25 protein-coding genes and 1 pseudogene are annotated in these 25,742 nt (G+C 49.6%); 20 read left to right on the forward strand and 6 right to left on the reverse strand.

The window, feature by feature from the left end; all coding sequences use genetic code 11:
• Positions 1 to 78: 78 nt before the first annotated feature.
• From pabB to sdaA, 3 genes are all read left to right on the forward strand, one after another.
• Complete coding sequence (pabB, locus tag H0247_RS02490; RefSeq protein WP_180741096.1) at positions 79 to 1,521, forward strand: aminodeoxychorismate synthase component 1; 1,443 nt, start codon at positions 79 to 81, stop codon at positions 1,519 to 1,521.
• Positions 1,518 to 2,111 carry a CoA pyrophosphatase gene (locus tag H0247_RS02495; protein ID WP_180741097.1) on the forward strand — a complete coding sequence of 198 codons (594 nt, stop codon included), beginning with the start codon at positions 1,518 to 1,520 and terminating at the stop codon, positions 2,109 to 2,111. The genes pabB and H0247_RS02495 overlap by 4 nt, the downstream gene beginning before the upstream one ends.
• A gap of 394 nt (positions 2,112 to 2,505) precedes the next feature.
• Entirely contained in the window at positions 2,506 to 3,870 is a 1,365-nt protein-coding gene (sdaA, locus tag H0247_RS02500; protein WP_180741098.1) for an L-serine ammonia-lyase, read from the forward strand.
• Positions 3,871 to 3,974: 104 nt separating this feature from the next.
• On the opposite strand, the gene H0247_RS02505 is transcribed toward sdaA, so the two are convergent.
• Positions 3,975 to 5,531 carry a TerC family protein gene (locus tag H0247_RS02505; protein ID WP_180741099.1) on the reverse strand — a complete coding sequence of 519 codons (1,557 nt, stop codon included), beginning with the start codon at positions 5,529 to 5,531 and terminating at the stop codon, positions 3,975 to 3,977.
• Between the two features lie 567 nt (positions 5,532 to 6,098).
• Between H0247_RS02505 and manX the strand changes: the two genes are divergently transcribed.
• The 5 genes from manX to mntP all read left to right on the forward strand — a co-directional run bounded on the left by manX (position 6,099) and on the right by mntP (position 10,471).
• The gene (gene manX, locus H0247_RS02510) at positions 6,099 to 7,067 is read left to right on the forward strand and encodes a PTS mannose transporter subunit IIAB (RefSeq protein WP_180741100.1); all 969 of its coding nucleotides are present in this window, start codon (positions 6,099 to 6,101) and stop codon (positions 7,065 to 7,067) included.
• A 217-nt stretch (positions 7,068 to 7,284) separates the two neighbouring features.
• The gene (locus H0247_RS02515) at positions 7,285 to 8,082 is read left to right on the forward strand and encodes a PTS mannose/fructose/sorbose transporter subunit IIC (RefSeq protein WP_180741101.1); all 798 of its coding nucleotides are present in this window, start codon (positions 7,285 to 7,287) and stop codon (positions 8,080 to 8,082) included.
• 14 nt (positions 8,083 to 8,096) lie between these two features.
• Positions 8,097 to 8,939, forward strand: a complete 843-nt coding sequence (locus H0247_RS02520; RefSeq protein ID WP_180741102.1) for a PTS mannose transporter subunit IID — start codon at positions 8,097 to 8,099, stop codon at positions 8,937 to 8,939.
• Between the two features lie 77 nt (positions 8,940 to 9,016).
• Positions 9,017 to 9,475 (forward strand): DUF986 family protein, encoded by a 459-nt coding sequence (locus H0247_RS02525; RefSeq protein ID WP_180741103.1) that lies wholly within the window; start codon positions 9,017 to 9,019, stop codon positions 9,473 to 9,475.
• Between the two features lie 423 nt (positions 9,476 to 9,898).
• Positions 9,899 to 10,471, forward strand: a complete 573-nt coding sequence (gene mntP, locus H0247_RS02530) for a manganese efflux pump MntP (RefSeq protein ID WP_180741104.1) — start codon at positions 9,899 to 9,901, stop codon at positions 10,469 to 10,471.
• Between the two features lie 188 nt (positions 10,472 to 10,659).
• Here mntP and rlmA read toward each other — a convergent pair whose 3' ends face one another.
• The 3 genes from rlmA to H0247_RS02545 all read right to left on the reverse strand — a co-directional run bounded on the left by rlmA (position 10,660) and on the right by H0247_RS02545 (position 11,965).
• Complete coding sequence (gene rlmA, locus H0247_RS02535) at positions 10,660 to 11,490, reverse strand: 23S rRNA (guanine(745)-N(1))-methyltransferase (RefSeq protein WP_180741105.1); 831 nt, start codon at positions 11,488 to 11,490, stop codon at positions 10,660 to 10,662.
• A gap of 107 nt (positions 11,491 to 11,597) precedes the next feature.
• Positions 11,598 to 11,807 (reverse strand): transcription antiterminator/RNA stability regulator CspE, encoded by a 210-nt coding sequence (gene cspE / locus H0247_RS02540; protein ID WP_005968829.1) that lies wholly within the window; start codon positions 11,805 to 11,807, stop codon positions 11,598 to 11,600.
• Positions 11,808 to 11,848: 41 nt separating this feature from the next.
• Positions 11,849 to 11,965 (reverse strand): DUF2627 domain-containing protein, encoded by a 117-nt coding sequence (locus tag H0247_RS02545; protein WP_085996916.1) that lies wholly within the window; start codon positions 11,963 to 11,965, stop codon positions 11,849 to 11,851.
• Between the two features lie 946 nt (positions 11,966 to 12,911).
• On the opposite strand from H0247_RS02545, the gene H0247_RS02550 reads away from it, so the two are divergent.
• From H0247_RS02550 to H0247_RS02570, 5 genes are all read left to right on the forward strand, one after another.
• The gene (locus H0247_RS02550) at positions 12,912 to 13,826 is read left to right on the forward strand and encodes a metal ABC transporter substrate-binding protein (protein WP_180741106.1); all 915 of its coding nucleotides are present in this window, start codon (positions 12,912 to 12,914) and stop codon (positions 13,824 to 13,826) included.
• Positions 13,823 to 14,713 (forward strand): manganese/iron ABC transporter ATP-binding protein, encoded by an 891-nt coding sequence (locus H0247_RS02555; protein WP_180741107.1) that lies wholly within the window; start codon positions 13,823 to 13,825, stop codon positions 14,711 to 14,713. Before H0247_RS02550 ends, H0247_RS02555 begins: the two co-directional genes overlap by 4 nt.
• Entirely contained in the window at positions 14,713 to 15,576 is an 864-nt protein-coding gene (locus H0247_RS02560) for a metal ABC transporter permease (RefSeq protein ID WP_180741108.1), read from the forward strand. Before H0247_RS02555 ends, H0247_RS02560 begins: the two co-directional genes overlap by 1 nt.
• Positions 15,573 to 16,430, forward strand: coding sequence for a metal ABC transporter permease (locus H0247_RS02565; RefSeq protein ID WP_180741109.1), 858 nt, complete (start codon positions 15,573 to 15,575; stop codon positions 16,428 to 16,430). Before H0247_RS02560 ends, H0247_RS02565 begins: the two co-directional genes overlap by 4 nt.
• A gap of 271 nt (positions 16,431 to 16,701) precedes the next feature.
• Positions 16,702 to 17,562 carry a fructosamine kinase family protein gene (locus H0247_RS02570; protein WP_180741110.1) on the forward strand — a complete coding sequence of 287 codons (861 nt, stop codon included), beginning with the start codon at positions 16,702 to 16,704 and terminating at the stop codon, positions 17,560 to 17,562.
• 87 nt (positions 17,563 to 17,649) lie between these two features.
• On the opposite strand, the gene H0247_RS02575 is transcribed toward H0247_RS02570, so the two are convergent.
• Complete coding sequence (locus H0247_RS02575; RefSeq protein WP_180741111.1) at positions 17,650 to 18,198, reverse strand: YniB family protein; 549 nt, start codon at positions 18,196 to 18,198, stop codon at positions 17,650 to 17,652.
• 176 nt (positions 18,199 to 18,374) lie between these two features.
• On the opposite strand from H0247_RS02575, the gene hxpB reads away from it, so the two are divergent.
• The gene (gene hxpB, locus H0247_RS02580; protein WP_180741112.1) at positions 18,375 to 19,040 is read left to right on the forward strand and encodes a hexitol phosphatase HxpB; all 666 of its coding nucleotides are present in this window, start codon (positions 18,375 to 18,377) and stop codon (positions 19,038 to 19,040) included.
• Positions 19,041 to 19,140: 100 nt separating this feature from the next.
• On the opposite strand, the gene H0247_RS02585 is transcribed toward hxpB, so the two are convergent.
• A complete protein-coding gene (locus H0247_RS02585) occupies positions 19,141 to 19,473 on the reverse strand; it encodes a cupin domain-containing protein (RefSeq protein WP_180741437.1) in 333 nt (110 codons plus the stop codon).
• Positions 19,474 to 19,781: 308 nt separating this feature from the next.
• Between H0247_RS02585 and H0247_RS02590 the strand changes: the two are divergent.
• From H0247_RS02590 to H0247_RS02615, 6 genes and pseudogenes are all read left to right on the forward strand, one after another.
• Positions 19,782 to 20,008 (forward strand): annotated as a pseudogene (locus H0247_RS02590) (5-deoxy-glucuronate isomerase); the annotation flags it as partial.
• A gap of 81 nt (positions 20,009 to 20,089) precedes the next feature.
• Positions 20,090 to 20,851 carry a 2-dehydro-3-deoxy-D-gluconate 5-dehydrogenase KduD gene (gene kduD / locus H0247_RS02595; RefSeq protein ID WP_180741113.1) on the forward strand — a complete coding sequence of 254 codons (762 nt, stop codon included), beginning with the start codon at positions 20,090 to 20,092 and terminating at the stop codon, positions 20,849 to 20,851.
• A gap of 272 nt (positions 20,852 to 21,123) precedes the next feature.
• Complete coding sequence (gene pelW / locus H0247_RS02600) at positions 21,124 to 22,755, forward strand: pectate disaccharide-lyase PelW (protein WP_180741114.1); 1,632 nt, start codon at positions 21,124 to 21,126, stop codon at positions 22,753 to 22,755.
• A gap of 46 nt (positions 22,756 to 22,801) precedes the next feature.
• On the forward strand, positions 22,802 to 23,692 hold the full coding sequence (locus H0247_RS02605; RefSeq protein WP_180741115.1) for a carbohydrate ABC transporter permease: 891 nt from the start codon (positions 22,802 to 22,804) through the stop codon (positions 23,690 to 23,692).
• Positions 23,685 to 24,590, forward strand: a complete 906-nt coding sequence (locus tag H0247_RS02610; RefSeq protein ID WP_180741116.1) for a carbohydrate ABC transporter permease — start codon at positions 23,685 to 23,687, stop codon at positions 24,588 to 24,590. The genes H0247_RS02605 and H0247_RS02610 overlap by 8 nt, the downstream gene beginning before the upstream one ends.
• Positions 24,591 to 24,603: 13 nt before the next feature.
• Entirely contained in the window at positions 24,604 to 25,731 is a 1,128-nt protein-coding gene (locus H0247_RS02615) for an ABC transporter ATP-binding protein (RefSeq protein WP_180741117.1), read from the forward strand.
• The last annotated feature ends 11 nt before the right edge of the window (positions 25,732 to 25,742 follow it).

Genomic DNA, 25,742 nt, shown 5'->3' on the forward strand with positions numbered 1-25,742 from the left:
GCTGAGGTCAGTGAAATCGATACGTTATCAACATAACCACACTCTAGACACAACAATAGTAGACATAACACGAAAAACATGACTGCCGCCAATACGACCCACGTCACCAACACCAGCGATTCGGCCACCGCGACGGGTTCCGCCGTTATCCATCACGCGCTGCCTTACTACCCGACGGTGCTGCTCGATCGCTTTGCGCCCTTTTCCCAACAGCCGTGGGCGATGTTGCTGCACTCCGGGTTTGCCGATCATCCGCACAATCGTTTCGATATCATGGTCGCTGATCCGCGAGTCACGCTGTGCACGCAGGGAAGCAGGACTGAAATCACACGTGCCGGTGTAACGAATACCGTAGAGGGCGATCCCTTTACCCTGCTGCAAGAGCAGCTTGATACGTTGGCGTTACCCACAGAAGCCCACCCTGATTTTCCCTTTCAGGGTGGTGCACTGGGTTTGTTCGGCTATGATTTGGGTCGTCAGATTGAAGCGCTGCCTACTCAGGCTGAACGGGACATCGACCTGCCTGATATGGCAGTCGGTTTATACGATTGGGCACTGGTTGCCGACCACCAGCGACAGACATTAACGCTGATCGTACATCATTCCCTGCAGGCGCGGCTCGACTGGCTAGCGAATCCGCCCGTTAGCGCTCCGCAAGACGATTTCAGCCTCACCAGCAATTGGCAGCCGAACATGTCACGCGAGGCATACGGCGAAAAATTCCGCAAAATACAGGACTACCTTCTGGCGGGAGACTGTTATCAGGTTAACCTGGCACAGCGTTTTTCTGCGGCTTACCATGGCGATGAATGGCAGGCGTTTTTACAGTTATCCGCAGGAAACAAAGCGCCCTTTTCGGCCTTTCTGCGTCTAGCAGAAAATACCGTCATCAGCGTCTCACCGGAACGTTTCCTCTGGCTGGAAGATCATCGTATTCAAACGCGTCCAATTAAAGGCACCCTGCCACGTCTCGCTGACCCAGAGGCTGATAAACAGCAGGCGGAGCGGCTCGCTAATTCGGAGAAAGATCGCTCGGAAAATCTGATGATTGTCGATCTGCTGCGTAACGATATTGGCCGCGTCGCGGTGCCGGGTAGCGTCCGCGTGCCGGAGCGGTTTGTCGTCGAACCGTTTCCCGCGGTGCACCATCTGGTCAGTACGATTGAAGCACGGCTACCGGATGATTGCCCCGCCACCACGCTGCTACGTGCCTGCTTCCCCGGGGGCTCGATTACCGGTGCGCCCAAAATCCGCGCCATGCAGATCATTGAAGAGCTGGAGCCTCAGCGCCGTAATGCTTACTGCGGCAGCGTCGGCTATATCAGCCTGTGCGGCACCATGGACACCAATATCACCATCAGGACGTTATTAACCGAACGCGGCAGAATTTACTGCTGGGCGGGCGGCGGTATCGTTGCCGACAGTCAAGAACAGGCGGAATATCAGGAAACGTTTGATAAAGTCGGCCGCATTCTTCCCTTGCTGGATAGGATCCAGACAATTCAGGTACGGAATAAATGAGTGAGATCATCTTGCCGCCAACGGCTTTTGCGCTGAACGACTTTATTATGCGCTTTCAGTTACAGCTTCCGCCATCATTGCGACCAGTGCACCAACAGCGTCAGGCCGCAGTGCTGGTGCCGATTATTTGCCATCCTACACCTACGCTGTTATTGACCCGACGCTCTGCCGATCTGCGCAAGCACGCCGGACAAGTGGCGTTCCCCGGAGGAGTGGCAGACAGAGAGGATCGTTCACTCATCGAAACGGCGCTGCGTGAAGCACAGGAAGAGGTGGCTATCCCGCCAGAAAACGTTCAGGTATTGGGAGTATTACCGCCGTTAGACAGCGTGAGCGGTTTTCAGGTCACGCCCGTTGTCGGGCTCATCGCCGCCCACACCCGCTTTCATCCCAATGAAGACGAAGTCGCCGAGCTGTTTGAAATGCCGTTGGACGAGGCCTTCGCGCTAACGCGCTATTACCCACTGGATATTGAGCGTAAGCAACAGCGCCATCGGGTTTATCTTTCCTGGTATCAACAACAGTTTGTTTGGGGGCTGACGGCTGCCATCATCCACCAGATCGCCTTGCAGATTTCCGACAGACCCTAAACTTAAAGCCGCATAGCGCGACTTTGAGGTTTCTACTTCTTTTCTTTCACTAAGTATCCCCAACGTAAAAGCGGTCTTTTCGTTCAAAAAGCACTCAAGAATAGATTTTACAATAACTTACACCCCATTTGAGATAAGTTAAATTGTGCTATGCCATAAGTTTATTTCATGCGAAAAAGAAAGCCGCACAACATATTCCACACTACAATAGCGCGATTTGACGAGTTTTATTCTAATCTTTGGGTAGATATCCACTAAAACTCAGGTCATGTCTCGCCAGAACCGAAAACAGCAGATAATTCGCAGCATCACTATCTGATTGTGATAAAGGATCCGGACACAGACGATCGGAAAATAGATGTGGATACCGCCCTGAGTCTTTGAGGAGTTTCGCGTGATAAGCGTTTTCGACATGTTTAAGATCGGTATTGGCCCCTCTAGCTCTCATACGGTTGGACCGATGAAAGCCGGTAAGCAATTTGTCGATGAATTGATCAATCAGAATTTACTGACCGCCACCACGCGCATTGCCGTCGATGTGTACGGTTCACTGTCGCTAACGGGTAAAGGCCACCATACGGATATCGCCATCATTATGGGTCTGGCCGGCAACATGCCGGATACGGTTGATATTGATGCCATCCCTGGCTTTATCCGCGATGTTGAGCAACGCGAGCGCCTGCTGCTGGTCAATGGGCAGCATGAAGTCGATTTCCCACGCGAAGGCGGCATGGTTTTCCGCAGTGAAAATCTGCCATTGCACGAAAACGGCATGACCATCACCGCCTTCGCCGACAATAAAGAAATTTATAGCAAAACCTATTACTCCATCGGCGGTGGCTTTATCGTTGATGCTGAAAATTTTGGCAAAGACAGCGCCACGGATGTCGCCGTTCCTTATACATTTCATTCCGCCAAAGAGATGCTGGAGCACTGTAAACAAAGTGGCCTGTCGCTTTCCGGAATGGTGATGCGTAACGAGCTGGTACTGCACAGTCGTCAGGACATTGACGCCTACTTTGCCGATATCTGGCAGACAATGCGGGCCTGTATCGATCGCGGCATGAACACCGAAGGCGTGCTACCCGGCCCGCTGCGCGTACCACGTCGAGCCTCTGCGCTGCGCCGAATGCTGGTATCTTCCGATAAGCTGTCCAACGACCCGATGAACGTGGTGGACTGGGTTAATATGTTCGCGCTGGCGGTGAATGAAGAAAACGCCGCAGGTGGCCGCGTGGTGACCGCACCAACCAACGGCGCATGCGGTATCGTCCCTGCTGTACTCGCTTATTACGACCACTTTATCGAACCCGTTAGCCCGACCATTTATATCCGCTATTTCCTCGCGGCAGGCGCAGTTGGCATTCTGTATAAAATGAATGCGTCCATCTCCGGTGCCGAAGTAGGCTGTCAGGGTGAAGTGGGTGTGGCCTGTTCGATGGCTGCCGCTGGTTTGGCGGAACTGATGGGTGCCAGCCCGGAACAGGTTTGCGTCGCCGCCGAAATCGGCATGGAACACAATCTGGGCTTAACCTGCGATCCAGTTGCGGGTCAGGTTCAGGTTCCGTGCATCGAACGTAACGCGATTGCTTCCGTTAAGGCGATTAACGCCGCGCGCATGGCAACCCGCCGCACCAGCGAACCTCGCGTTTCGTTGGATAAGGTGATTGAAACCATGTACGAAACGGGTAAAGACATGAACGCCAAATACCGCGAAACCTCACGAGGCGGGCTGGCGATCAAAGTACAGTGTGATTAAATGCACAGTGTGATTAATTCGTTCTCATCACAACTTTAGCTCTGTTCACAAAAAAGCCCCGCCAAATTGGCGGGGCTTTTTTTGCAATGACTGAGTGAATCGTATTACGCTTCTTCAGCGTCGTCCTCATCCACAATGCGTTCTACACGCACTAGATCGATACGATATTCGGAAACCTCAACGATATGGAAGCGCAGGTGGTGCAATTCGATGGTATCGCCGACTTTCGGGAACTCATCACTGTGCGCCAGCAACAAGCCAGCCAGTGAAGCATAATCTTCCTTCGGGTCAACCAGATCGCTGCTATCCACGACCTGCTGCAAGGCATGCAGGTCTGTTCCGCCTTTCACCAGCCAGCCTTCACCGTCTGGGATGATATCCAGCGTTTCGTCTTCATCTGGGAACTCACCCGCAATCGCTTCCAGCACATCCAGCGGTGTAACCAACCCCTGCACTACGCCAAACTCGTTGGTGATGATGACCAAACTGCCTTTCGCACGACGCAGAACAGGCAACAGGTTTATCACATCCAGCGTTTCGGGTACAACGATGGGCGGATTCGCGGCAGCAAAACTTTCCACATCGGTCTGTGTTTCCAGCGCCACCAGCAGATCTTTAGCACGGACGACGCCGATCAGTTCATCCAGAGAACCACGGCATATAGGAAACAGGCTGTGAGGCGTGTCCAGCAGTTGCATGCGGATCTGCTCGACAGAACTTTCACTATCCACCCAGGAAATTTCCGTACGTGGCGTCATCACGCTGCGCAGTGAACGCGACGCTAATGTCAGCACGCCGCTGATCATATTGCGCTCTTCCTCAGCAAACTCTTCTGTCGTGAGCTTCTTCTGGGGTTCATCCGCATCCAGATCGTCCGTGTTTTTCCGTGACCCCATCAGGCGCAGAATGGCCTCTGCGGTACGCTCACGCAAAGGACGATGCGATTGGTGCTTAATAAAGTTATGACGGGCAATTTGGTTAAACAACTCGATCAGAATAGAGAAACCAATCGCGGCGTACAGGTAGCCTTTCGGAATGTGGAAGCCAAGACCTTCCGCCATCAGGCTCAGACCAATCATCAGCAAGAAGCTGAGACACAGTACAACCACCGTTGGATGCTCGTTGACGAATCGGGTCAGTGGCTTAGAAGCCATCAGCATGACACCCATCGCGATGACCACTGCCGTCATCATCACACCCAGATGATCGACCATACCCACTGCGGTAATCACGGCATCCAGCGAGAACACGGCATCCAGCACGACAATCTGCGCCACCACGGCCCAGAAATTCGCATGGGCGCGATTCCCATTGCCGTCGTGCGTTTTATTTTCTAGCCGTTCATGTAGCTCCATCGTCGCTTTGAACAAGAGGAACACACCGCCGAACAGCAAGATCAGGTCACGACCCGAGAAGCTGAAATCACCAAGGCTAAACAGTGGACGTGTCAGTGTGACCATCCAGGAAATCAAAGACAACAGGCCCAGACGCATTAACAGCGCCAGGCTTAAACCGATAATGCGGGCTTTATCTCGCTGTTTGGGGGGTAACTTATCCGCCAAAATGGCGATAAACACCAAATTGTCGATACCCAGAACAATTTCAAGTACCACCAGCGTCAATAAGCCTGCCCAGATTGAAGGATCTAGCAAAAATTCCATGTCAGACTCCAGAAAATGAACGAGCAGATGACATCAATACGTGAGCCGCATTGAATGGTAATAAAAAGAGTTGATGTGAATCAGAGAGATTCTGAATGTGGTCTGAGTGACCAATTGAGTACAGAAAACCGCCAGCATTAGCGGGGAAACAGAGAACGTTTTGTCGGTGACAGTCCATGGGAAGGGCTGATGCCCGGTGCTCCTAAGCAATTTAAGGGACGTTTACTCTAACAGGTTGTTACCAATTTTCACAAAGAATTTCGTCGTCCGATTTCGCATTGATAACATGCTCAAATTTTCCGTTTCTGCATCCTTTTCGCCGCCCGTTTAACTGGTCAGCATTAGAGCATCATCACACTATTTATTTTTTCGATAACTAAAATAAATCTGTCAGTCATGATTTCTCGCCTGACAACCTGGAGGAACACAGTGAATGTCATGAATCCACGGTGAATTTTTTTCTTACAGCCATACTAATACCGCGACGGTTAACGTTCAGTGGCTGAACGCTAACCCTGTTTCCTGACACATTGACTCTTTTTGATCGTGAACGTGAGGAGGTAGCAAGTGAGTATTGCAATCATGTTATGCACTCACGGCGCCACTGCGGGACCGCTGTTAAAGACAGCAGAAATGATCCTTGGCGAGCAGAACAATATCGCCTGGATCGATTTCGTTCCTGGAGAAAACGCCGAAACATTGATAGAAAAATATCAGGAAAAACTCACGCAGTTAGACACATCGCAAGGCGTGCTGTTTCTCGTTGATACCTGGGGCGGTAGCCCGTTCAACGCAGCCAGTCGTCTCGTCACCAATAAAGAAAACCATGATGTTATCGCTGGCGTGAATATCCCCATGCTGGCGGAAACCTTTATGGCCCGGGATGACAATCCGTCCTTTTCCGATTTGGTTGCTATCGCTCTGGAAGCCGGCAGGGACGGCGTAAAAGCGCTGAAGCATCAGGATATGCCCAAAGCCGCGCCCCCTTCTCCCCCCCCACCACCAAAAGCCACGGCCGTTCCCACACCAGCAGGCTCCGGTGAACACATGAAGATCGGATTGGCGCGTATCGATGACCGTCTGATTCATGGTCAGGTCGCCACCCGTTGGACGAAAGAAACCAATGTTTCGCGCATTATTGTCGTCAGCGATGAAGTCGCCGCCGATAACGTGCGTAAAACGTTGCTGACTCAGGTTGCGCCACCGGGCGTTACCGCTCACGTGGTGGATGTTGCCAAAGCCGTCCGTGTTTACGACAACCCAAAATATGCCGCTGACCGAGTGATGCTGTTATTCACCAATCCGACGGATGTATTAACGCTGATCGAGAATGGCGTAAAAATCACCTCGGTTAATATTGGCGGGATGGCATTCAAACAGGGGAAAACGCAGGTCAATAATGCCGTTTCTATCGATGAGAAGGATATCACTGCATTCCGAGAATTAGATAAACGCGGCATTGAATTGGAGGTTCGGAAAATCTCAACCGATACTCGACTTAAAATGATGGATTTAATTAACAAAATGCCACGTTGATCCCCATCGCAATGCGAATGCGATTAACGCGAACGTCACCATCAATAATAGCTTTATAGACCTGGCGATTTTCAAGATAGGTATTTATGTCGATATTAAAAAGCGTTATGCCGACATAGACAACTTTACGTTGACATTGAAGGCTCTACGTTGACATTGAAAAACAACGGGGATGGCGATTAATTTTTACTCAGACACGTTTTATAGGAGAAGTACGATGGAGATTACCACACTTCAAATTGTGCTGATATTTCTCGTCGCGTGTGTTTCGGGGATGGGCTCAATTCTTGATGAATTCCAGTTCCACCGTCCACTCGTCGCCTGTACGCTAATTGGCGCAGTATTAGGTGATTTAAAAACCGGGATCATTATTGGCGGTACGCTGGAAATGATCGCGTTAGGCTGGATGAACATCGGCGCGGCTGTCGCACCGGATGCGGCGCTGGCCTCCATTATTTCAACCATTCTGGTTATTGCCGGCGGTCAGGGGATCGGTGCTGGGATTGCACTGGCGATTCCACTCGCAGCAGCCGGGCAAGTCTTAACCATCATCGTTCGGACCATCACAGTCGCATTCCAACATGCGGCAGATAGCGCAGCAGAGCGAGGTAACCTCACAGCCATTAGTTGGATTCATGTCTCCGCCCTGCTGCTACAGGCCATGCGTATTGCTATCCCTGCGGTCATTGTGGCCATTTCCGTCGGCACCGATGCCGTACACGCCATGCTGAACTCCATCCCAGAAGTGGTCACCAACGGTCTGAATATCGCCGGTGGCATGATTGTCGTCGTCGGTTACGCGATGGTCATCAACATGATGCGTGCAGGCTACCTGATGCCGTTCTTCTATCTTGGCTTCGTAACCGCCGCGTTCACCCAGTTCAACTTGGTAGCGCTGGGCGTAATCGGTATTGTGATGGCGGTGCTGTATATCCAGCTCAGCCCGAAATATAACAAGGTTCAAGGCCAGCCGGTTTCATCAGGCAATAACGACCTTGATAACGAACTGGATTAACAGGAGTGAGCAAAATGGTCGAAAACACGAATGTCAAAAAACTCACTGACAGCGACATCCGCGCGGTGTTTATCCGTTCCAACCTGTTTCAAGGCTCCTGGAACTTTGAACGTATGCAGGCGCTCGGCTTCTGTTTTTCCATGGTGCCGGTAATTCGCCGTCTTTATCCTGAAAACTCGGAAGAACGCAAACAGGCGATCAAGCGCCATTTGGAGTTTTTCAACACACAGCCATTTGTTGCAGCCCCGGTACTTGGCGTAACGATGGCAATGGAAGAACAGCGCGCTAACGGTGCCCCCATTGACGATGCGGCGATAAACGGCCTGAAAGTCGGGCTAATGGGGCCATTAGCTGGCGTCGGCGACCCCATATTCTGGGGCACCGCCCGCCCAGTATTCGCCGCACTCGGTGCGGGGATTGCCATGAGCGGCAGCCTGTTAGGGCCCGTCCTCTTCTTCGTCCTGTTTAACTTGGTTCGCCTGCTGGTACGCTACTACGGCGTCGCCTACGGCTACCGTAAAGGGATCGATATCGTCAGCGATATGGGCGGCGGTTTCCTGCAAAAAATGACCGAGGCAGCTTCTATTCTCGGCCTGTTCGTCATGGGAGCTTTGGTCAATAAATGGACTCACGTCAACATTCCGATGGTGGTGTCGACGGTGACGAACCAGAACGGTACAACCACGGTGACCACCGTTCAATCTATCCTTGACCAGCTTATGCCGGGGCTCGTTCCCCTGCTGCTAACGTTCGGCTGTATGTGGTTGTTACGACGTAAGGTGAACGCACTGTGGCTGATAATGGGCTTCTTCGCCATTGGTATCTTCGGATACTGGATCGGCCTGCTCGGCGTGTAATAGCCAATGGCCGAGTGCTAATACGCTCGGCCATTTTTTTAACGGATATGAATGCTTAACGAGCAAGGGTAATACGGATGACAATGACAGATATCACGCTGGTCGTGTTAATTGCGTTAGCACTGGTTTATGCCATCTATGATGAGTTCATCATGGCGAAACTCAAAGGGAAAACCCAGCTCCTCGTCCCTTTGAAACGGACGAATCGGCTCGATACGCTGATCTTCATCGGCTTAGTGGGGATTCTTATTTATCAGAATGTAATGAGTCATGGCACTATTCTTACCACCTATCTTTTGATTTCTCTGGCCTTCATGGCGTGTTACCTAGCTTATATTCGTCGCCCTAAACTGATGTTTAAATCAACTGGTTTCTTTTATACGAATATATTCATTCCTTATGACAGAATTAAAAATATGAATTTATCTGAGGATGGCATATTAGTCATCGATCTCGAGAAACGGCGCTTATTAATACAGGTTACTCAGCTTGATGATTTAGAAAAAATATATAAATTTATGATTGAGAATCAATGAGGTAAACTTATCAGAAGAGTTATTTTAAATAACCGAGAATAGACACCTCATTTTCTGGTGGTATTTTAACCCCAATAACTTTGTCGTTATTTTATACAGCTAATCAACTTCCACAATCAAATGAAAATAATTATCAATTGCATTATTAACACGTAAAACTTTTAGTGTTGTTTACCGCATAAATAATATGGTAAGGTTGCGCCGTCATTGGGGAGTAGCCGATTTCTGATTAAGTAATATTCACGATAACTGTTCAGAAATGCTCGTATCAACATACTCGTTTATCTCCTATCATCGGAGTATAGACGTGGTGCGGGCGGCCAAGCGTGATTGGCAGGCGAGACCATAGACACGTAAGATCGTCATTCGGGTTGGGGATGATCTGCGTGTATATGGTTAATCGTCCAGCCGAGGCTATTTACAATGAATATGTCAGCAACACTTATCCTAGCATTTGGTATGTCAATGGATGCCTTCGCCGCGTCAATCGGTAAAGGTGCCGTCCTGCATAATCCTCGCTTCCGCGATGCCATCCGTACCGGGCTCATTTTTGGCGTTATCGAGGCTATCACCCCGCTGATCGGTTGGGCACTGGGTTTCTTTGCCAGCCAGTATATTCTCGAATGGGATCACTGGGTTGCGTTTACGCTGCTAGTTATTCTCGGTGGTCGGATGGTCATTGAAGGGCTCAAAGGCTCCGACGACTGCCGTTGTGAGAAAGTCAAAAATCATAGTCTGGCGTTATTGATCTGCACCGCTGTCGCCACCAGCCTAGATGCCATGGCAATCGGCGTCGGTCTGGCTTTCCTTCAGGTGAATATTTTTCATACCGCGATGGTGATTGGTTTTGCCACCATGTTAATGGTGACAATCGGTATGATGATTGGCCGCTACATCGGCCCGATTCTCGGCAAGAAAGCGGAAGTGATTGGTGGGTTGGTTCTGATTGGTATCGGTTGCAATATCCTGTACGAGCACCTCGGCTACGCTGCCTGATATACCCGTCATACTTCACGTTGCTTGTGCGTTGGCTGCCCTTACTCACCCCAGTCACTTACTTGTGTAAGCTTCTGGGGACTCGCGCGGTTGCCGCCTTCACGCAACGCGAATTATTTAGGGTATAAAACACATTTCACATCAACGGGCAGCCTGACTATCGCGCTGCCCGTTTTTATTCTTCTCGATTACGCGACCGCTCCGCTATCAACACGCTGATGCAAGCGGATAATAAAATCCGTTTCACAGCTAAATGCGGCAGCGGCACGCAATCGCTCGCTAACATCCGGCGTTGCCCGCCAGGCAAAAGGCGTCATCTGCAATAGTGCCACAGCCTCGTTCCCAGATAGCTGCATCGGGTACGCGAGCGTTTGTTGTTCCATAAGCTGAAAGCCGACGAGCGTTTCGTCTTTGCTCGGGTGCAATAACACCTCATCGTAGACTTCCGCTTTCAGTTGATAAAGATGTCGAGGCCCCGGAGACACCGTCACCACCCAACCGCCAACCTTAATGGTACGCTGTAGCTCCGCGTCGTTACACGGCGCGTAAATTTTTACCACAGCATCAAGAGAGGCGTCGCGAAAAGGCAGTCTCTGGCTAGATGCAACGCAAAATTCAACGTTTTCATACCGTCTTGCCGCACGCTGAATCGCCGCTTTGGACACATCCAACCCGTAGATCGTCATCGTTCTGTGTGATGTAAGACGCTGCGCCAGCTCAGCGGTGTAATACCCCTCGCCACAGCCGATATCCAACAGCGCAGCGGCGTCATCTGCCACAATAGCGTCAACGTGTAGTGCAACGGCATCGCGTAACGGTTGATAATGACCGGCTTCCAGAAAGCTGCGCCGAGCCTGCATCATTTCAGCACTGTCACCTGGCTGTTTTGAACGCTTAAACTGTACCGGCAAGAGGTTGACGTACCCTTCTTTCGCACAGTCAAAGCTATGTTTACCACACGTCCATTGCCGCGGGTGTCGCTCCAGAGGTAACTGGCATAGCGGACACTGATAACTCATCGGCACATTTTCCTCATTAAAAACATCTTTATTGCGTTACGGGTAAAGATAAAATGCAGACAACAAAAAACCCGCACCATGGCGGGTTTTGCAACAGAGCTGTAAAATTACAGCGCAGTGACGTTTACTGCGGAAGGACCTTTCTGGCCATCCTGAATTTCGAATTCTACGTTCTGGCCTTCAGCCAGAGTTTTGAAGCCGTTACCTTGAATTGCAGAGAAGTGTACGAATACATCTTTGCTGCCGTCAGCAGGAGTGATGAAACCAAAGCCTTTAGACTCGTTGAACCACTTAACCTGACCTTTAATCTTTGCCATTTCAAATATTTCCTTTAATTGTTTAAACCGCCCAAAAGGCGTTATACAGACAAACCAAAGTCGTTACTGCTTGAGGCACTAAGATAAGGATCGGCAGAGAAGCAGCATGCAACGCTAAAGGTTGTACTTAAGTCTTCTTTACTGAAAATGCCATTCATATACAGAACTGTACCTCGTTTTACCCAGAAGCGTTATTACACACTATGTAATCGATGGCAAGGCCTTTTTTATCAGTCATGGACATGCCGCACAAATTCACGTCATCCCTGATTCATTAATACACGATAATGTTCGCTGGCGCCTATATTCATAGGCTGCTTCTGACACCGCACAATAAGCACACGGCAGATTCTATTATGCAAAAAAAATACGCGACAGTCGTCCCATTTCTGGCACAGGCGCACCAGCAATCATAACAAAAAGCTATAATTGGTGTGCAACCACGAAGGGATATTGAACATTAACAACAAGCGTGCCCGACAGCAGCCACGCTTATATCAATGTTTAAAATCGATTGTCATTTTTATGCTATCTATATCTTTTGCATTAATACATTACATAATAGAAATTATTTATAGACTAACTTTTCGTTACACCAGAAATTAACTGGTTTTAACCAGTAACACCAATAATACCGCCAGAACAGTCAATAAGACCAAACTTGCCAGCTTCCAACGTCGTTCTGATTTTGTGCTCATATCGCTTACGCTCCTTTCGTATAAGAGACATCTCTCACAATCTTTATGATTTATCGGCAGCCATTGTTATTTTCTTAAGGCCGCATCAGATTTCTCCCTCTTTTTGACGCAAATTTCGCCATGTGTATAACTATGTATAGTCATGCGACAGTTCACTACCGTTACCGTTAGACTTTCGTTGTAACCTTAAGTACGATTCATTAAATTAAAGCAACATTTATGTTACTAAAGGAGCATGATGCGTTCCTTACCCACGCAAGCACGTGCTACGAGCCTGCGAACAGTGATTTCTTGTGTCATGAGACACCTTCCAATATTGACTCCCTGCCCTTCTCTGCCTCTTGACTTAAATGATATTGATAACTATTCTCATTATAGAATTTTCACGGTTTGTAAGGATATTCGCATGATTGGTTTTCACGTCCGTTTGCCTGCCCTGTTCCGTCGTATCGCGCTGCCGTGCGCCTTACTGTTTTTAGCCAGTACCTCCGCTCAGGCGGCTGAAAAACTTAAAGTCATCACCACCTTTACCATCATTCAGGATATCGCACAGAATATTGCTGGCGATGCCGCAACGGTCGAGTCCATCACCAAGCCCGGTGCAGAAATTCATGATTATCAACCGACACCGCGCGATATTGTTAAAACACAGTCTGCGCAGTTGGTACTGTGGAATGGGATGAATCTTGAACGCTGGTTTACGCGCTTTTTCGAAAACGTAAAAAATGTACCCGCCGTTGTGGTAACGGAAGGCATCACACCACTTCCTATCCGCGAAGGTGCCTATAATGGCAATCCAAACCCACATGCCTGGATGTCTCCCTCCAATGCACTAGTCTATATTGAGAATATCCGCAAAGGCTTGGTGCAAGCCGATCCCGCCAATGCAGAGACGTATAATCGTAACGCCAAAGCCTATGCGGAAAAAATTAAGGCTCTCGACGCACCGCTGCGTGAGCGACTATCCCGCATCCCAGAACAGCAGCGCTGGTTAGTCACCAGTGAAGGTGCATTCAGCTATCTGGCGAAAGATTATCAGTTCAATGAAGTCTATCTCTGGCCAATCAATGCCGACGAGCAAGGATCGCCACAGCAGGTACGCCGAGTTATCGATACCGTGCGTGAGAAGGCTATCCCTGTGGTCTTCAGCGAAAGTACCGTTTCCGATAAACCGGCAAAACAGGTGAGTAAAGAAACGGGGGCGAAATACGGCGGTGTGCTGTATGTTGATTCGCTGTCTACAGAAAAAGGCCCAGTGCCAACCTATATCGACCTGTTAAAAGTGACGGTGGAAACCATCGCGAAAGGATTTAATCAATGAGTAGCGATCGAGCAGTACAGTCATTAGACGTCAATGATGTTTCGGTTACTTACAGCAACGGGCATCAGGCTATTCGCCATGCTTCTTTTTCCCTGACTGGCGGTACAATTTGCGCCTTGGTTGGCGTCAACGGCAGTGGAAAATCAACGTTGTTCAAAAGCATCATGGGATTGGTCAAACCAACCTCAGGGCAGGTACTGCTCAATCAGCGCCCCATTTATCAAGCACTGAAACAGAATTTGGTTGCTTATGTTCCCCAAACAGAGGATGTGGACTGGAATTTTCCCGTTCTGGTTTCCGACGTCGTCATGATGGGGCGCTACGGGCGGATGAATTTCCTGCGCATCCCGAGTAAGCAAGATCGCACCATTGTGGCGGAATCGCTGGAGCGCGTCGGGCTATCGACGCTGCAACATCGCCAAATCGGTGAACTCTCCGGCGGACAGAAAAAACGTGTGTTTCTGGCGCGGGCGTTGGCTCAACAAGGCAGCGTATTGCTGCTGGATGAACCTTTCACCGGCGTCGACGTTAAAACGGAGAACGCCATTATCGATCTGCTGCGCACCTTGCGCGATGAAGGCCATTTGATTTTGGTGGCCACCCATAACCTCGGCAGCGTTCCAGAGTTTTGCGACAACGTGATTTTAGTCAATCGTACCGTTTTAGCCGCCGGGCCCACGCACAGTACCTTTACCCAAAGCAATTTGGAGAAAACGTTCGGTGGCGTGCTGCGACACATCAATCTCGGAGGATCTCATCTGCATGACGACGATGACGCCCGCTCAGTGACGGTGCTGACAGACGATGAACGTCCAGCCGTGTTCTATGGTTCAACCAAGAGCGATCCTCCTGCGTCACGCGCCATACCGGAGGAGAAAAAGCCCTGATGATCGATATCCTGTTGCAGCCATTCAACTATAACTACATGGTCAAAGCGATCTGGGTCAGCGCGATTGTCGGCGGCGTGTGCGCTTTTCTTTCTGCATACCTGATGTTGAAAGGCTGGTCGCTGATGGGCGATGCACTCTCCCACTCCGTCGTCCCCGGTGTTGCGGGTGCCTATGCATTGGGCCTACCCTACGCTGCTGGTGCATTTTTCACCGGCATGCTCGCCGCGCTGGCAATGACGCTCATCCGTCACATTACCCGATTGCGCGAAGATGCGATTATCGGTTTTATTTTCTCAACGTTTTTCGCTGTCGGCCTGCTGATTATTTCGCTAAACCCGACATCAGTTAACGTGCAGTCCATCATTTTCGGCAATATTTTGGGGATTGCCGACGAAGATATTCTGCAAGTTGAAATCATCATCGGCGTGACGTTCCTGATTCTCTGTTTGCTGTGGAAAGATCTGCTGGCCGTGTTCTTTGATGAGAACCACGCCCGTTCGATTGGCCTTTCCCCGCTGAAACTGAAAATTCTGTTCTTTACGCTGCTGAGCGCCTGTACTGTCGCGGCGTTGCAAACGGTTGGGGCGATTTTGGTTATCGCGATGGTGATTACCCCGGGGGCCACCGCTTACCTGCTCACCGACCGATTTGGTCGTCTGGTTGTGATCTCTATTGCACTGGGTGCCATTACCAGCGCCGTGGGCGCGTATCTGAGCTTTTTCCTTGATGGCGCAACCGGCGGCGTGATTGTCACCTTGCAAACCGTCGTCTTCCTGCTGGCGTTTGTCTTTGCCCCCAAACATGGGTTGCTGGCATCGCGCCGCCTGCGGCTACGCGAACAATCAGGAGATGCGTTATGACGCTAATGAGCTGGTTACTCGATCCCCTGTCTTATCCTTTCATGCAACGTGCGTTACTCGCCGCCGTCGTCACAGGTATGGTCTGCGCGGTTCTGTCGTGTTATCTGGTGCTGAAAGGCTGGTCGCTAATGGGTGATGCCATTTCCCATGCAGTGCTGCCCGGCATCGTTGTCGCTTTTTTACTGGGAATTCCGTTGGTTATCGGGGCGTTTTTTTCCGGCATTTTTTGTGCGATAGCCACGGGATACGTGAAAGAGCACAGCCGGGTCAAAGAAGACACGGTAATGGGGATCATCTTTTCCGGCATGTTTGCTCTGGGGCTCGTCATGTTTGCCCGTATCGATACCGATCAGCACCTGAGCCATATTCTGTTTGGTAATGTTCTGGGCATCACCCAGCAAGAGCTGACACAAATCTTACTGATTGCCGGGGTGACGCTGGGTATTGTGTTATTGAAACGGCAAGATTTGATGCTGTACTGCTTCGACCCCAATCATGCCCGCGTCATCGGCCTGCCCGTTAAGCTGCTGCACTACGGGTTATTAAGCCTGTTGGCAATGACTATCGTTGCATCATTGCAGGCCGTCGGCGTTATTCTGGTGATCGCAATGTTGATTGCGCCGGGCATTATTGCCTTCATGGTCTGTAAGCGCTTCGGGCGCATGGTGCTTGTCGCTACGCTGGTTTCCGTCACTTCTTGTATTGCTGGCACCCTGATCAGTTTCTATATCGATGGCGCGACGGGCCCTTGTATCGTCATCGTTCAGGCACTGTTCTTTACGCTGGCGCTGGCGTACCACCAGCTTAAACTACGCCGCCAGGCTAGATCTCAGGTTGTCACTGGCGCACTGTAATCCCCGCTGTTTTTCTTCTGCTTAACATGACGTAACCGGAAATCAAGCATCGGTTACGTCATTCATACCGATTTATTGCCTCATCCCGTGGATTGAGCGCCATCCTAACTCCGTTATTTTTAATTCCGGCTATACTTGTTTTTCGCTATCACCATCTATCGGTTATCACTGTGCTGTAGATTCCATTTTTATTACACTCAATGGGTTACCGTAGACGCATCACCCCAGTGAATAGCAAGGTATCGGGCAACATCAACGGGAGGATGACCTTATGTGGCAAGCTATCAGCCGACTTTTGGAAGAGCATCACGGTACTGCAGAAATTCAGGAACACCGCGAGTTGTCCGGTGGTGAAATACATCCAGCCTGGTACGTCCGTTATGGCGAGCACGATGTCTTCGTGAAATGCGATAGTCGTGAAATGCTGGCCAAATTCACCGCTGAAGCCGATCAGCTTCACCTGCTGAACCGTAGTAATACCGTGCGAGTGCCCGCTGTTTACGGTGTCGGTAGTTCACGCGAGCACAGCTTCCTGCTTCTGCAATACCTGCCCGTTAAACCGTTGGATGCTCACAGTGCCTGGTGTCTGGGCGAACAGTTAGCTCGCCTGCACCAGTGGAGCGACCAGCCGCAATTTGGACTGGATTTCGACAACGACCTCTCAACCACGCCTCAGCCAAACAGTTGGCAGCGGCGCTGGGCGACCTTTTTTGCCGAACAACGTATTGGATGGCAGTTACAGCTGGCAGCAGAAAAAGGGATGCACTTTGGTCACATTGAAACGCTGATCGCTCGCGTTGAGGAGCGTCTGGCGGGGCATCAGCCACAGCCGTCTCTCTTGCACGGTGACCTGTGGCCAGATAACTGTGCGAATAGTCAGTATGGTGCTTATCTGTTCGATCCGGCCTGCTATTGGGGAGACAGGGAATGTGACTTAGCGATGCTGCCGCGCTACCCAGCCCTGCCCGCACAGATTTATGATGGCTACCAAAACGTGTGGCCATTGGATAAAGGCTTTATCGATCGCCAGCCTATTTACCAGATTTATTATCTGCTGAACCGAGCCAATCTTTTTGGCGGCAAGCATATTGTTGAAGCGCAACAGCTCATTGAACGGCAGCTTTTGATCTAAGGTGGGACAGTTGCATGAAGATGAGGTGTTTCCTCTAAAGGTGAGAAGAATACGGAGTCTGGCGCAATCATTGCGCCAGACCGTCATTCAGACGGGTAGCCCTAACAAGCGCAGCACCAGATAACCCACACTAGCGATAATCACCGGCAGAATATAAAGCGGAAAGAATTGCACGAAAATCGTATGTCCTGGGACAATGACACGTGATTCCAGCATCTCACGCGTGTTCCCGCCGTCCCCTTTCATCTTCTCCAGAATCAGTTGATCTTCAATGCCTTCCTTTATTGCCTTCGCCTGACGAGACATCCGAGCACCCGCAACCTGCAAAGCCAGGCCAACAAAAATCAGGATGTAGATCAGCCAAAACATCAGCGTCGCCCCACTGAAAAAACGCGTAAAATCGGGTACTGGCGAGTTGTACCAGAAAATATTCAGGAAAGGCGTATTAAAGCGCACCATATCGACCATCAGGTGCACAAAATCCAGAAGAACAGCGTCAATACCCTGTTTTTTCTGGGTATAAGCGTAAAGATAATTAGCTAGCGAGACGAAGGTTGAAAGCAGCGCGGGGATAAAAAGGATCCATCCGGCAATGCGTTTAACGACGGCAATACGGCCAGCCTGTTGATACGTCATGAGAACCCCTTCTTAGCGACGCAACATCGGTAATGTATCGTTTTAGTACGACGGGTAGCCTACTGTAACTTTACGCGCAGTCAACACTTTATCTCCCGCACCGCCTGATCGGCCACCTTCTTTCGGGTATAGTTTACCAGTAAATTTTCTTTTCCTTTGCTGACGGAGCCAGTGGTATGTCCTTTGATTCTTCTCTACGCGCGGCGATTTTCGATATGGATGGACTGCTGATTGATTCAGAACCGTTGTGGGACAAAGCCGAACTGGAGGTTATCGCCTCGCTGGGTGTCGATATTTCACTACGAGAATCCATGAAAGATACGCTGGGTTTACGCATCGATATGGTGGTCGAATTGTGGTATCAGCTCTCACCCTGGGCAACACTCAGTCGGGATGAAGTTGTCCGCCGTATTATCGACCGCGCCATCGAACTCGTTGCCGAACGGCGCCCACTGCTGCCCGGCGTTGAGCATGCGCTGCAACTATGCCGTGAACAGAATCTCAAAATTGGGCTGGCTTCCGCTTCGCCGCTCCACATGCAACAGCAGGTGCTGCGTATGTTTAACCTAGATCACTACTTTGATGTTTTAATGTCAGCCGAAGCACTGCCGTATAGCAAACCGCATCCTGAAGTGTACTTGAATGCAGCAAACGCACTCGGCGTTTCTCCTACGCAATGCGTGACGCTGGAAGATTCGGTGAATGGCATGATCGCCACCAAAGCGGCACGCATGCGTTCCATTGTTATTCCGCAGGCCGAGTTTCGCGCTGACGCACGCTGGGCGCTAGCCGACTATAAGCTGGATTCTCTGAGTCAACTGGCCGCTGAACACGTAATGTAGGGCATTGGTGTAGAAATAAAGAAGCGGAAAGGTAGAAAAGCAGGCGCTGCGAGAAATGGGGAAAACGTGGTCAGCCAATGGGCTGACCACGTTTTAGGTATTACAGGAAATCAGCACGCTTAGGCGAGAATGTATCGATCAGGACGCTGCCGTCTTCCAGCGAAACGACACCGTGCATCTCGTTTTTCACCGCCAGATAAGCGTCGCCAGTTTTCAGAATACGCTTCTCGCCCTCGATCACCACTTCAAAGCTGCCTGCAGCCACATAAGCAATCTGATCGTGAATCTCATGAAAGTGCGGCGTACCAATCGCACCTTTATCAAAATGGACAAGCACCATCATCAGTTCATCCGTCCAAGTCATGATCTTGCGTTTAATACCACCGCCCAACTCTTCCCACGGCGTTTCATCATCAATAAAGTATCTTCTCATCATCATCTCTCCTCTAACGCTTGTATTGCCCATACCTTCTATTGCGTCAACAAACCGTGCACGACAACGAGTGTATGACTATGGATTGCGACATTTTAGCCACATCAGTACCAGAAGAAACATAAAATAAGCAAAACCATGACGGCCCTCAAGAAATAAATAAAACATTATTTCATTTTTATTGAATTCACATCCCATCCAAACTATCATCCCGCATAGCAAGAAAGAACCGGGCACGTTGAGGAACAGGTGACGTTGTCACTGCCACGCGACATCATCTGTTTCGCCCGGCGCTTTCACCAGAAACAGTAAGTAATGAAACGGCCGTTTTCCACATGATGGGGCAAGCGCAGCAAACCCGTCACAGTGTTACAAAAATGAAATGGTTATAAAAAACGAGCAGGCGGTGATGTCACCGAGCTGGTCGATGCATTCCGGTGTTGGCACCAGACGCTACACCTTTATCTGGGGCATGGTTGGCGAGAATCAGGTTTTCGGTGACATGGATCACGTCAAGGTTAGCGAGTTACGTTAATCGCTTTCAACCGGAAGTACCGGTGTTCCCTACAGTAACAGCTAACGACTAATTATTGTCGCTTATAGAGAGATTACAGATATGATTTTAAATTCTTTTGATTTGCAAGGTAAAGTCGCTCTGATCACGGGTTGTGATACGGGTTTAGGTCAAGGTATGGCTATCGGTCTGGCACAGGCCGGTTGTGATATCGTCGGTGTCAACATCGTTGAGCCAAAAGACACCATCGAAAAAGTCACTGCACTGGGGCGCCGTTTCCTTAGCCTGACCGCCGACATGAGCAATGTCTCTGGTCATGCAGAGCTGGTAGAGAAAGCCGTTGCCGAATTTGGCCACGTTGACATTCTGGTCAACAACGCCGGTATCATCCGTCGTGAAGATGCGATCGATTTCAGTGAGAAAAACTGGGACGACGTAATGAACCTGAACATTAAGAGCGTGTTCTTCATGTCTCAGACCGTTGCACGCCAGTTCATCAAACAAGGCAAAGGCGGTAAGATCATCAACATCGCGTCTATGCTGTCCTTCCAGGGTGGTATCCGCGTACCGTCTTACACCGCGTCAAAAAGCGCCGTTATGGGCGTTACTCGCTTAATGGCGAACGAATGGGCAAAACACGGTATCAACGTCAACGCCATTGCGCCGGGATACATGGCTACCAACAATACCCAGCAGTTGCGCGCCGATGAAGAACGCAGTAAAGAAATCCTGGATCGTATCCCAGCAGGCCGTTGGGGCTTACCGCAGGACCTGATGGGCCCAGCCGTATTCCTGGCTTCCAGCGCATCTGACTACATCAACGGTTACACGATTGCTGTTGATGGTGGCTGGCTGGCTCGCTAAGCGCAGTTTTTCTTAGCAGCATTTCGCCAACTTACGATAAAAAGCACAATTCCGGTTGTGCTTTTTATTTGTTTTTCAAGTTGTTATTTCATTTTCCATAATTCTTTCCCCTGCCAAAATCCTTTCTTAAAAAAAATCAAAACAACGTTCCGACTTTGATCACACTTTCGATATTGCGTGCATGACGACAAGGTTAATAGCGCAATATAATCAATCAAAACAGTGTTTCTATTTATAAGGAACTGTTCCACGGTTCCATAAGAAGGTACTCCATGAGTATTTTTGAAAACTTATACACCAGCAGGAAATCGCAGCTCGACGAATGGGTTGCTGCACTCGATAGCCACATTGCTTGCGTTCAAGATAAAGGCCGCAGCCAAACTCAGCCGACATTATTATTGGCCGACGGCTTTGATGTGGAAAACTATGCCCCTGTGGTGTGGCAATTCCCAGATGGGCACAGCGCACCTATTTCTAATTTTGCCAGTCAGCAAAACTGGCTCAGAACGCTGTGCGCCATGAGCGTTGTTACGGGTGATGATAGTTACCAACAGCACGCTATCGCACAAAGCGAATATTTCCTGAATCACTTCGTTGATGATAATAGCGGTCTGTTCTACTGGGGCGGTCACCGTTTTATTAATCTGGATACGTTAGACGGCGAAGGACCGGAGTCCAAAGCTCAGGTGCATGAATTAAAGCACCACCTGCCCTATTACGCGCTATTGCACCGTGTGAATGCGGAAAAGACACTGAATTTCTTTCAGGGTTTCTGGAACGCACACGTTGAAAACTGGGAATCCTTGGATCTGGGTCGCCATGGCGATTACAGCAAGAAACGCGATCCGAATGTTTTCCTGCATGCCCGCCATGACGTCGTCAATCCGGCACAGTGGCCTGTTCTGCCGTTAACGAAAGGGCTGACTTTTGTTAATGCCGGCACAGACCTGATTTATGCCGCATTCAAATATGCCGAATACACGGGCGATAGCCACGCCGCGGCTTGGGGTAAGCACCTTTATCGCCAATACGTGTTGGCGCGCAATCCTGAAACCGGTATGCCCGTTTACCAGTTCAGCTCACCGCAGCAACGCCAGCCGGTACCGGAAGACGATAACCAAACGCAATCTTGGTTTGGCGACCGCGCCCAACGTCAGTTTGGCCCAGAGTTTGGTGAGATCGCGCGTGAAGCCAATGTGCTGTTCCGCGATATGCGTCCGCTGTTGATTGATAATCCCCTAGCCATGCTAGATATCCTGCGCACCCAACCCGACTCAGAAATGTTGAGCTGGGTTATTTCAGGATTGAAGAATTACTACCAGTACGCCTATGACGTCACCAGTAATACGCTGCGTCCAATGTGGAATAACGGGCAAGACATGACCGGTTACCGCTTTAAACGTGATGGTTATTATGGTAAAGCAGGCACCGAATTAAAACCGTTTGCATTAGAAGGTGATTATTTATTACCGTTGGTTCGTGCTTATCGTTTGAGCGGTGATGAAGATCTGTATGCTCTGGTTAACACCATGCTGACGCGACTGAATAAAGAAGATATTCAATCCATCGCCAGCCCGTTACTGCTGTTGACCGTCATCGAATTGGCCGATCACAAGCAATCAGAATCCTGGGCACACTACGCCGCGCAACTGGCGGGCGTTCTGTTTGAACAACATTTCCATCGTGGTCTGTTTGTTCGCTCCGCACAGCATCGTTATGTTCGTCTGGATGATACCTATCCGCTGGCTTTACTGACTTTCGTTGCCGCCTGTCGCAACAAATTAAACGATATCCCACCGTATCTGACACAGGGTGGATATGTTCACGGTGATTTTCACGTTAACGGGGAAAATAGAATTGTTTATGACGTGGAATTAATTTATCCAGAGTTATTAACAGCTTAATTTTATGTTTTTTTAATGGTTCACAATTAATCAATAGGTAAGCATTATGAATGAAAACAGAATGCTGGGGTTAGCCTATATCTCCCCCTATATTATAGGGCTGATAGTTTTTACCGCTTTCCCCTTTGTTTCGTCATTTATCCTCAGTTTTACTGAGTATGATTTGATAAATTCGCCTGAATTTACGGGGCTAGAAAACTATCACCGTATGTTCCTGGAGGATGACCTTTTTTGGAAATCCATGGGTGTTACCTTCGCCTATGTATTTCTGACCATTCCATTGAAATTAATCTTCGCACTGTTAATTGCGTTTGTACTTAATTTCAAATTACGTGGTATCGGCTTCTTCCGTACTGCTTACTATGTGCCTTCTATTTTGGGCAGTAGCGTGGCAATCGCCGTACTGTGGCGTGCACTGTTCGCTATCGATGGCTTGTTAAACAGCTTCCTCGGCGTGTTTGGCTTTGACGCTATCAACTGGCTGGGCGAACCGTCGCTGGCATTGATGTCGGTAACCCTGCTGCGCGTATGGCAGTTTGGTTCCGCGATGGTTATCTTCCTGGCTGCATTGCAGAACGTTCCGCAATCACAGTATGAAGCGGCAATGATCGACGGTGCATCCAAATGGCAAATGTTCCTGAAAGTAACGGTACCACTGATTACGCCAGTTATTTTCTTTAACTTTATCATGCAGACCACTCAGGCATTCCAGGAGTTTACGGCACCTTACGTCATCACTGGCGGCGGTCCAACGCACTACACCTACCTGTTCTCGCTCTATATCTACGATACGGCGTTCAAGTATTTCGATATGGGCTACGGTGCTGCCTTGGCATGGGTTCTGTTCTTGGTTGTTGCGGTATTTGCGTCTATTTCCTTTAAATCGTCGAAATACTGGGTGTTCTACTCCGCAGATAAAGGAGGAAAAAATGGCTGACATGCATTCAAACCTGACTGCAGCACAAGTTGTTGCCGCAGAAGAAGTACGCCGCACATTGCGTAAAGAAAAACTCAGTGCTGCTATCCGTTATGTGATACTGCTGTTTGTTGGTTTACTGATGCTTTATCCACTTGCGTGGATGTTCTCGGCATCATTCAAACCGAACCATGAGATTTTCACAACGTTGGGTCTGTGGCCTGCCCACGCCACCTGGGACGGTTTCGTTAATGGTTGGAAAACCGGTACGGAATACAATTTCGGTCACTACATGATTAACACTTTCCAGTATGTGATTCCGAAAGTGGTTCTGACCGTCATCTCCTCGGTGATTGTGGCTTATGGTTTCGCTCGCTTTGACATTCCGTGGAAGAATTTCTGGTTTGCCACGTTGATTGCCACCATGCTGCTGCCAAGCACCGTGTTGCTGATTCCTCAGTACCTCATGTTCCGTGAAATGGGCATGCTGAACAGCTATCTGCCACTGTACTTGCCGGTCGCGTTTGCAACACAAGGGTTCTTTGTGTTCATGCTGATCCAGTTCCTGCGTGGTGTACCACGTGATATGGAAGAAGCGGCCCAGATCGATGGCTGTAACTCCTTCCAAGTGCTGTGGTATGTGGTCGTGCCGATTTTGAAACCAGCCATCATCTCTGTTGCGCTGTTCCAGTTCATGTGGTCAATGAACGACTTCATCGGTCCGCTGATTTATGTCTATAGCGTGGATAAATATCCGATTGCGCTGGCGCTGAAAATGTCTATCGACGTTACAGAAGGCGCTCCGTGGAATGAAATTCTGGCCATGTCCAGCATCTCCATTCTGCCATCCATTATTGTTTTCTTCCTGGCACAGCGCTACTTCGTACAAGGCGTAACCAGCAGCGGAATTAAAGGTTAATAGAGGATTTATCATGGCTGAAGTGATTTTCAATAAACTGGAAAAAGTATACTCCAACGGTTTCAAAGCGGTTCACGGCATCGACCTGACGATTAAAGACGGCGAATTCATGGTTATCGTCGGCCCGTCTGGCTGTGCGAAATCCACCACGCTGCGCATGCTGGCAGGCCTGGAAACCATTAGCGGCGGTGAAGTTCGCATTGGTGAACGTGTTGTTAACAATCTGGCGCCAAAAGAGCGTGGGATTGCGATGGTGTTCCAGAACTACGCCCTCTACCCTCACATGACGGTAAAAGAGAACCTGGCGTTTGGTCTGAAGCTGAGCAAACTGCCTAAAGAGCAAATCGAAGCGCAGGTAGCAGAAGCGGCCAAAATTCTGGAGTTGGAAGAACTGATGGATCGTCTGCCGCGCCAGCTGTCTGGTGGTCAGGCACAGCGTGTGGCCGTAGGCCGCGCCATCGTTAAAAAGCCAGATGTATTCCTGTTTGACGAACCGTTGTCAAACTTGGATGCCAAACTGCGTGCGTCCATGCGTATCCGTATTTCCGACCTGCACAAGCAGTTGAAGAAAAGCGGTAAAGCGGCAACCAGCGTATATGTTACCCACGATCAGACTGAAGCTATGACCATGGGTGACCGTATCTGCGTGATGAAACTCGGTCACATCATGCAGGTCGATACGCCGGATAACTTGTACCACTACCCTGTCAACATGTTCGTTGCTGGCTTCATTGGTTCACCAGAAATGAACATCAAGCCATGCAAACTGGTCGAGAAAGACGGTCAGGTTGGCGTGGTTGTGGGTAATAACGCGCTGGTGTTAAGTGCTGAAAAACAAGATAAAGTCCGCAGCTATATCGGAAAAGACGTCTTCTTCGGCGTTCGCCCTGACTACGTTTCCGTGTCAGATACGCCATTTGAAGACAGCCACTCACAGGGTGAGTTGGTTCGCGTAGAAAACATGGGTCACGAATTTTTTATGTATATAAAAGTCGATGGCTTTGAATTAACCAGCCGCATTCCTTATGACGAAGGTCGGCTGATTATCGAGAAGGGACTGCATCGTCAGGTATATTTCCAGTTCGACATGGAAAAATGCCATATTTTTGATGCAAAAACAGAAAAAAATATCTCTCTTTAACAGGAGTAGTA

The sequence above is a fragment of the Pectobacterium sp. CFBP8739 genome (assembly GCF_013449375.1).
Lineage (GTDB): Bacteria > Pseudomonadota > Gammaproteobacteria > Enterobacterales > Enterobacteriaceae > Pectobacterium.

Bases quoted from the DNA above. Each gene is read 5' to 3' on its own strand.
- pabB (WP_180741096.1), top strand. From the start codon at position 79: ATGACTGCCGCCAATACGACCCACGTCACCAACACCAGCGATTCGGCC.
- H0247_RS02495 (WP_180741097.1), top strand. From the start codon at position 1,518: ATGAGTGAGATCATCTTGCCGCCAACGGCTTTTGCGCTGAACGACTTT.
- H0247_RS02505 (WP_180741099.1), bottom strand. From the start codon at position 5,531: ATGGAATTTTTGCTAGATCCTTCAATCTGGGCAGGCTTATTGACGCTG.
- H0247_RS02515 (WP_180741101.1), top strand. From the start codon at position 7,285: ATGGAGATTACCACACTTCAAATTGTGCTGATATTTCTCGTCGCGTGT.
- H0247_RS02520 (WP_180741102.1), top strand. From the start codon at position 8,097: ATGGTCGAAAACACGAATGTCAAAAAACTCACTGACAGCGACATCCGC.
- H0247_RS02525 (WP_180741103.1), top strand. From the start codon at position 9,017: ATGACAATGACAGATATCACGCTGGTCGTGTTAATTGCGTTAGCACTG.
- mntP (WP_180741104.1), top strand. From the start codon at position 9,899: ATGAATATGTCAGCAACACTTATCCTAGCATTTGGTATGTCAATGGAT.
- rlmA (WP_180741105.1), bottom strand. From the start codon at position 11,490: ATGAGTTATCAGTGTCCGCTATGCCAGTTACCTCTGGAGCGACACCCG.
- cspE (WP_005968829.1), bottom strand. From the start codon at position 11,807: ATGGCAAAGATTAAAGGTCAGGTTAAGTGGTTCAACGAGTCTAAAGGC.
- H0247_RS02545 (WP_085996916.1), bottom strand. From the start codon at position 11,965: ATGAATGGCATTTTCAGTAAAGAAGACTTAAGTACAACCTTTAGCGTT.
- H0247_RS02550 (WP_180741106.1), top strand. From the start codon at position 12,912: ATGATTGGTTTTCACGTCCGTTTGCCTGCCCTGTTCCGTCGTATCGCG.
- H0247_RS02555 (WP_180741107.1), top strand. From the start codon at position 13,823: ATGAGTAGCGATCGAGCAGTACAGTCATTAGACGTCAATGATGTTTCG.
- H0247_RS02560 (WP_180741108.1), top strand. From the start codon at position 14,713: ATGATCGATATCCTGTTGCAGCCATTCAACTATAACTACATGGTCAAA.
- H0247_RS02565 (WP_180741109.1), top strand. From the start codon at position 15,573: ATGACGCTAATGAGCTGGTTACTCGATCCCCTGTCTTATCCTTTCATG.
- H0247_RS02570 (WP_180741110.1), top strand. From the start codon at position 16,702: ATGTGGCAAGCTATCAGCCGACTTTTGGAAGAGCATCACGGTACTGCA.
- H0247_RS02575 (WP_180741111.1), bottom strand. From the start codon at position 18,198: ATGACGTATCAACAGGCTGGCCGTATTGCCGTCGTTAAACGCATTGCC.
- hxpB (WP_180741112.1), top strand. From the start codon at position 18,375: ATGTCCTTTGATTCTTCTCTACGCGCGGCGATTTTCGATATGGATGGA.
- H0247_RS02585 (WP_180741437.1), bottom strand. From the start codon at position 19,473: ATGAGAAGATACTTTATTGATGATGAAACGCCGTGGGAAGAGTTGGGC.
- kduD (WP_180741113.1), top strand. From the start codon at position 20,090: ATGATTTTAAATTCTTTTGATTTGCAAGGTAAAGTCGCTCTGATCACG.
- pelW (WP_180741114.1), top strand. From the start codon at position 21,124: ATGAGTATTTTTGAAAACTTATACACCAGCAGGAAATCGCAGCTCGAC.
- H0247_RS02605 (WP_180741115.1), top strand. From the start codon at position 22,802: ATGAATGAAAACAGAATGCTGGGGTTAGCCTATATCTCCCCCTATATT.
- H0247_RS02610 (WP_180741116.1), top strand. From the start codon at position 23,685: ATGGCTGACATGCATTCAAACCTGACTGCAGCACAAGTTGTTGCCGCA.
- H0247_RS02615 (WP_180741117.1), top strand. From the start codon at position 24,604: ATGGCTGAAGTGATTTTCAATAAACTGGAAAAAGTATACTCCAACGGT.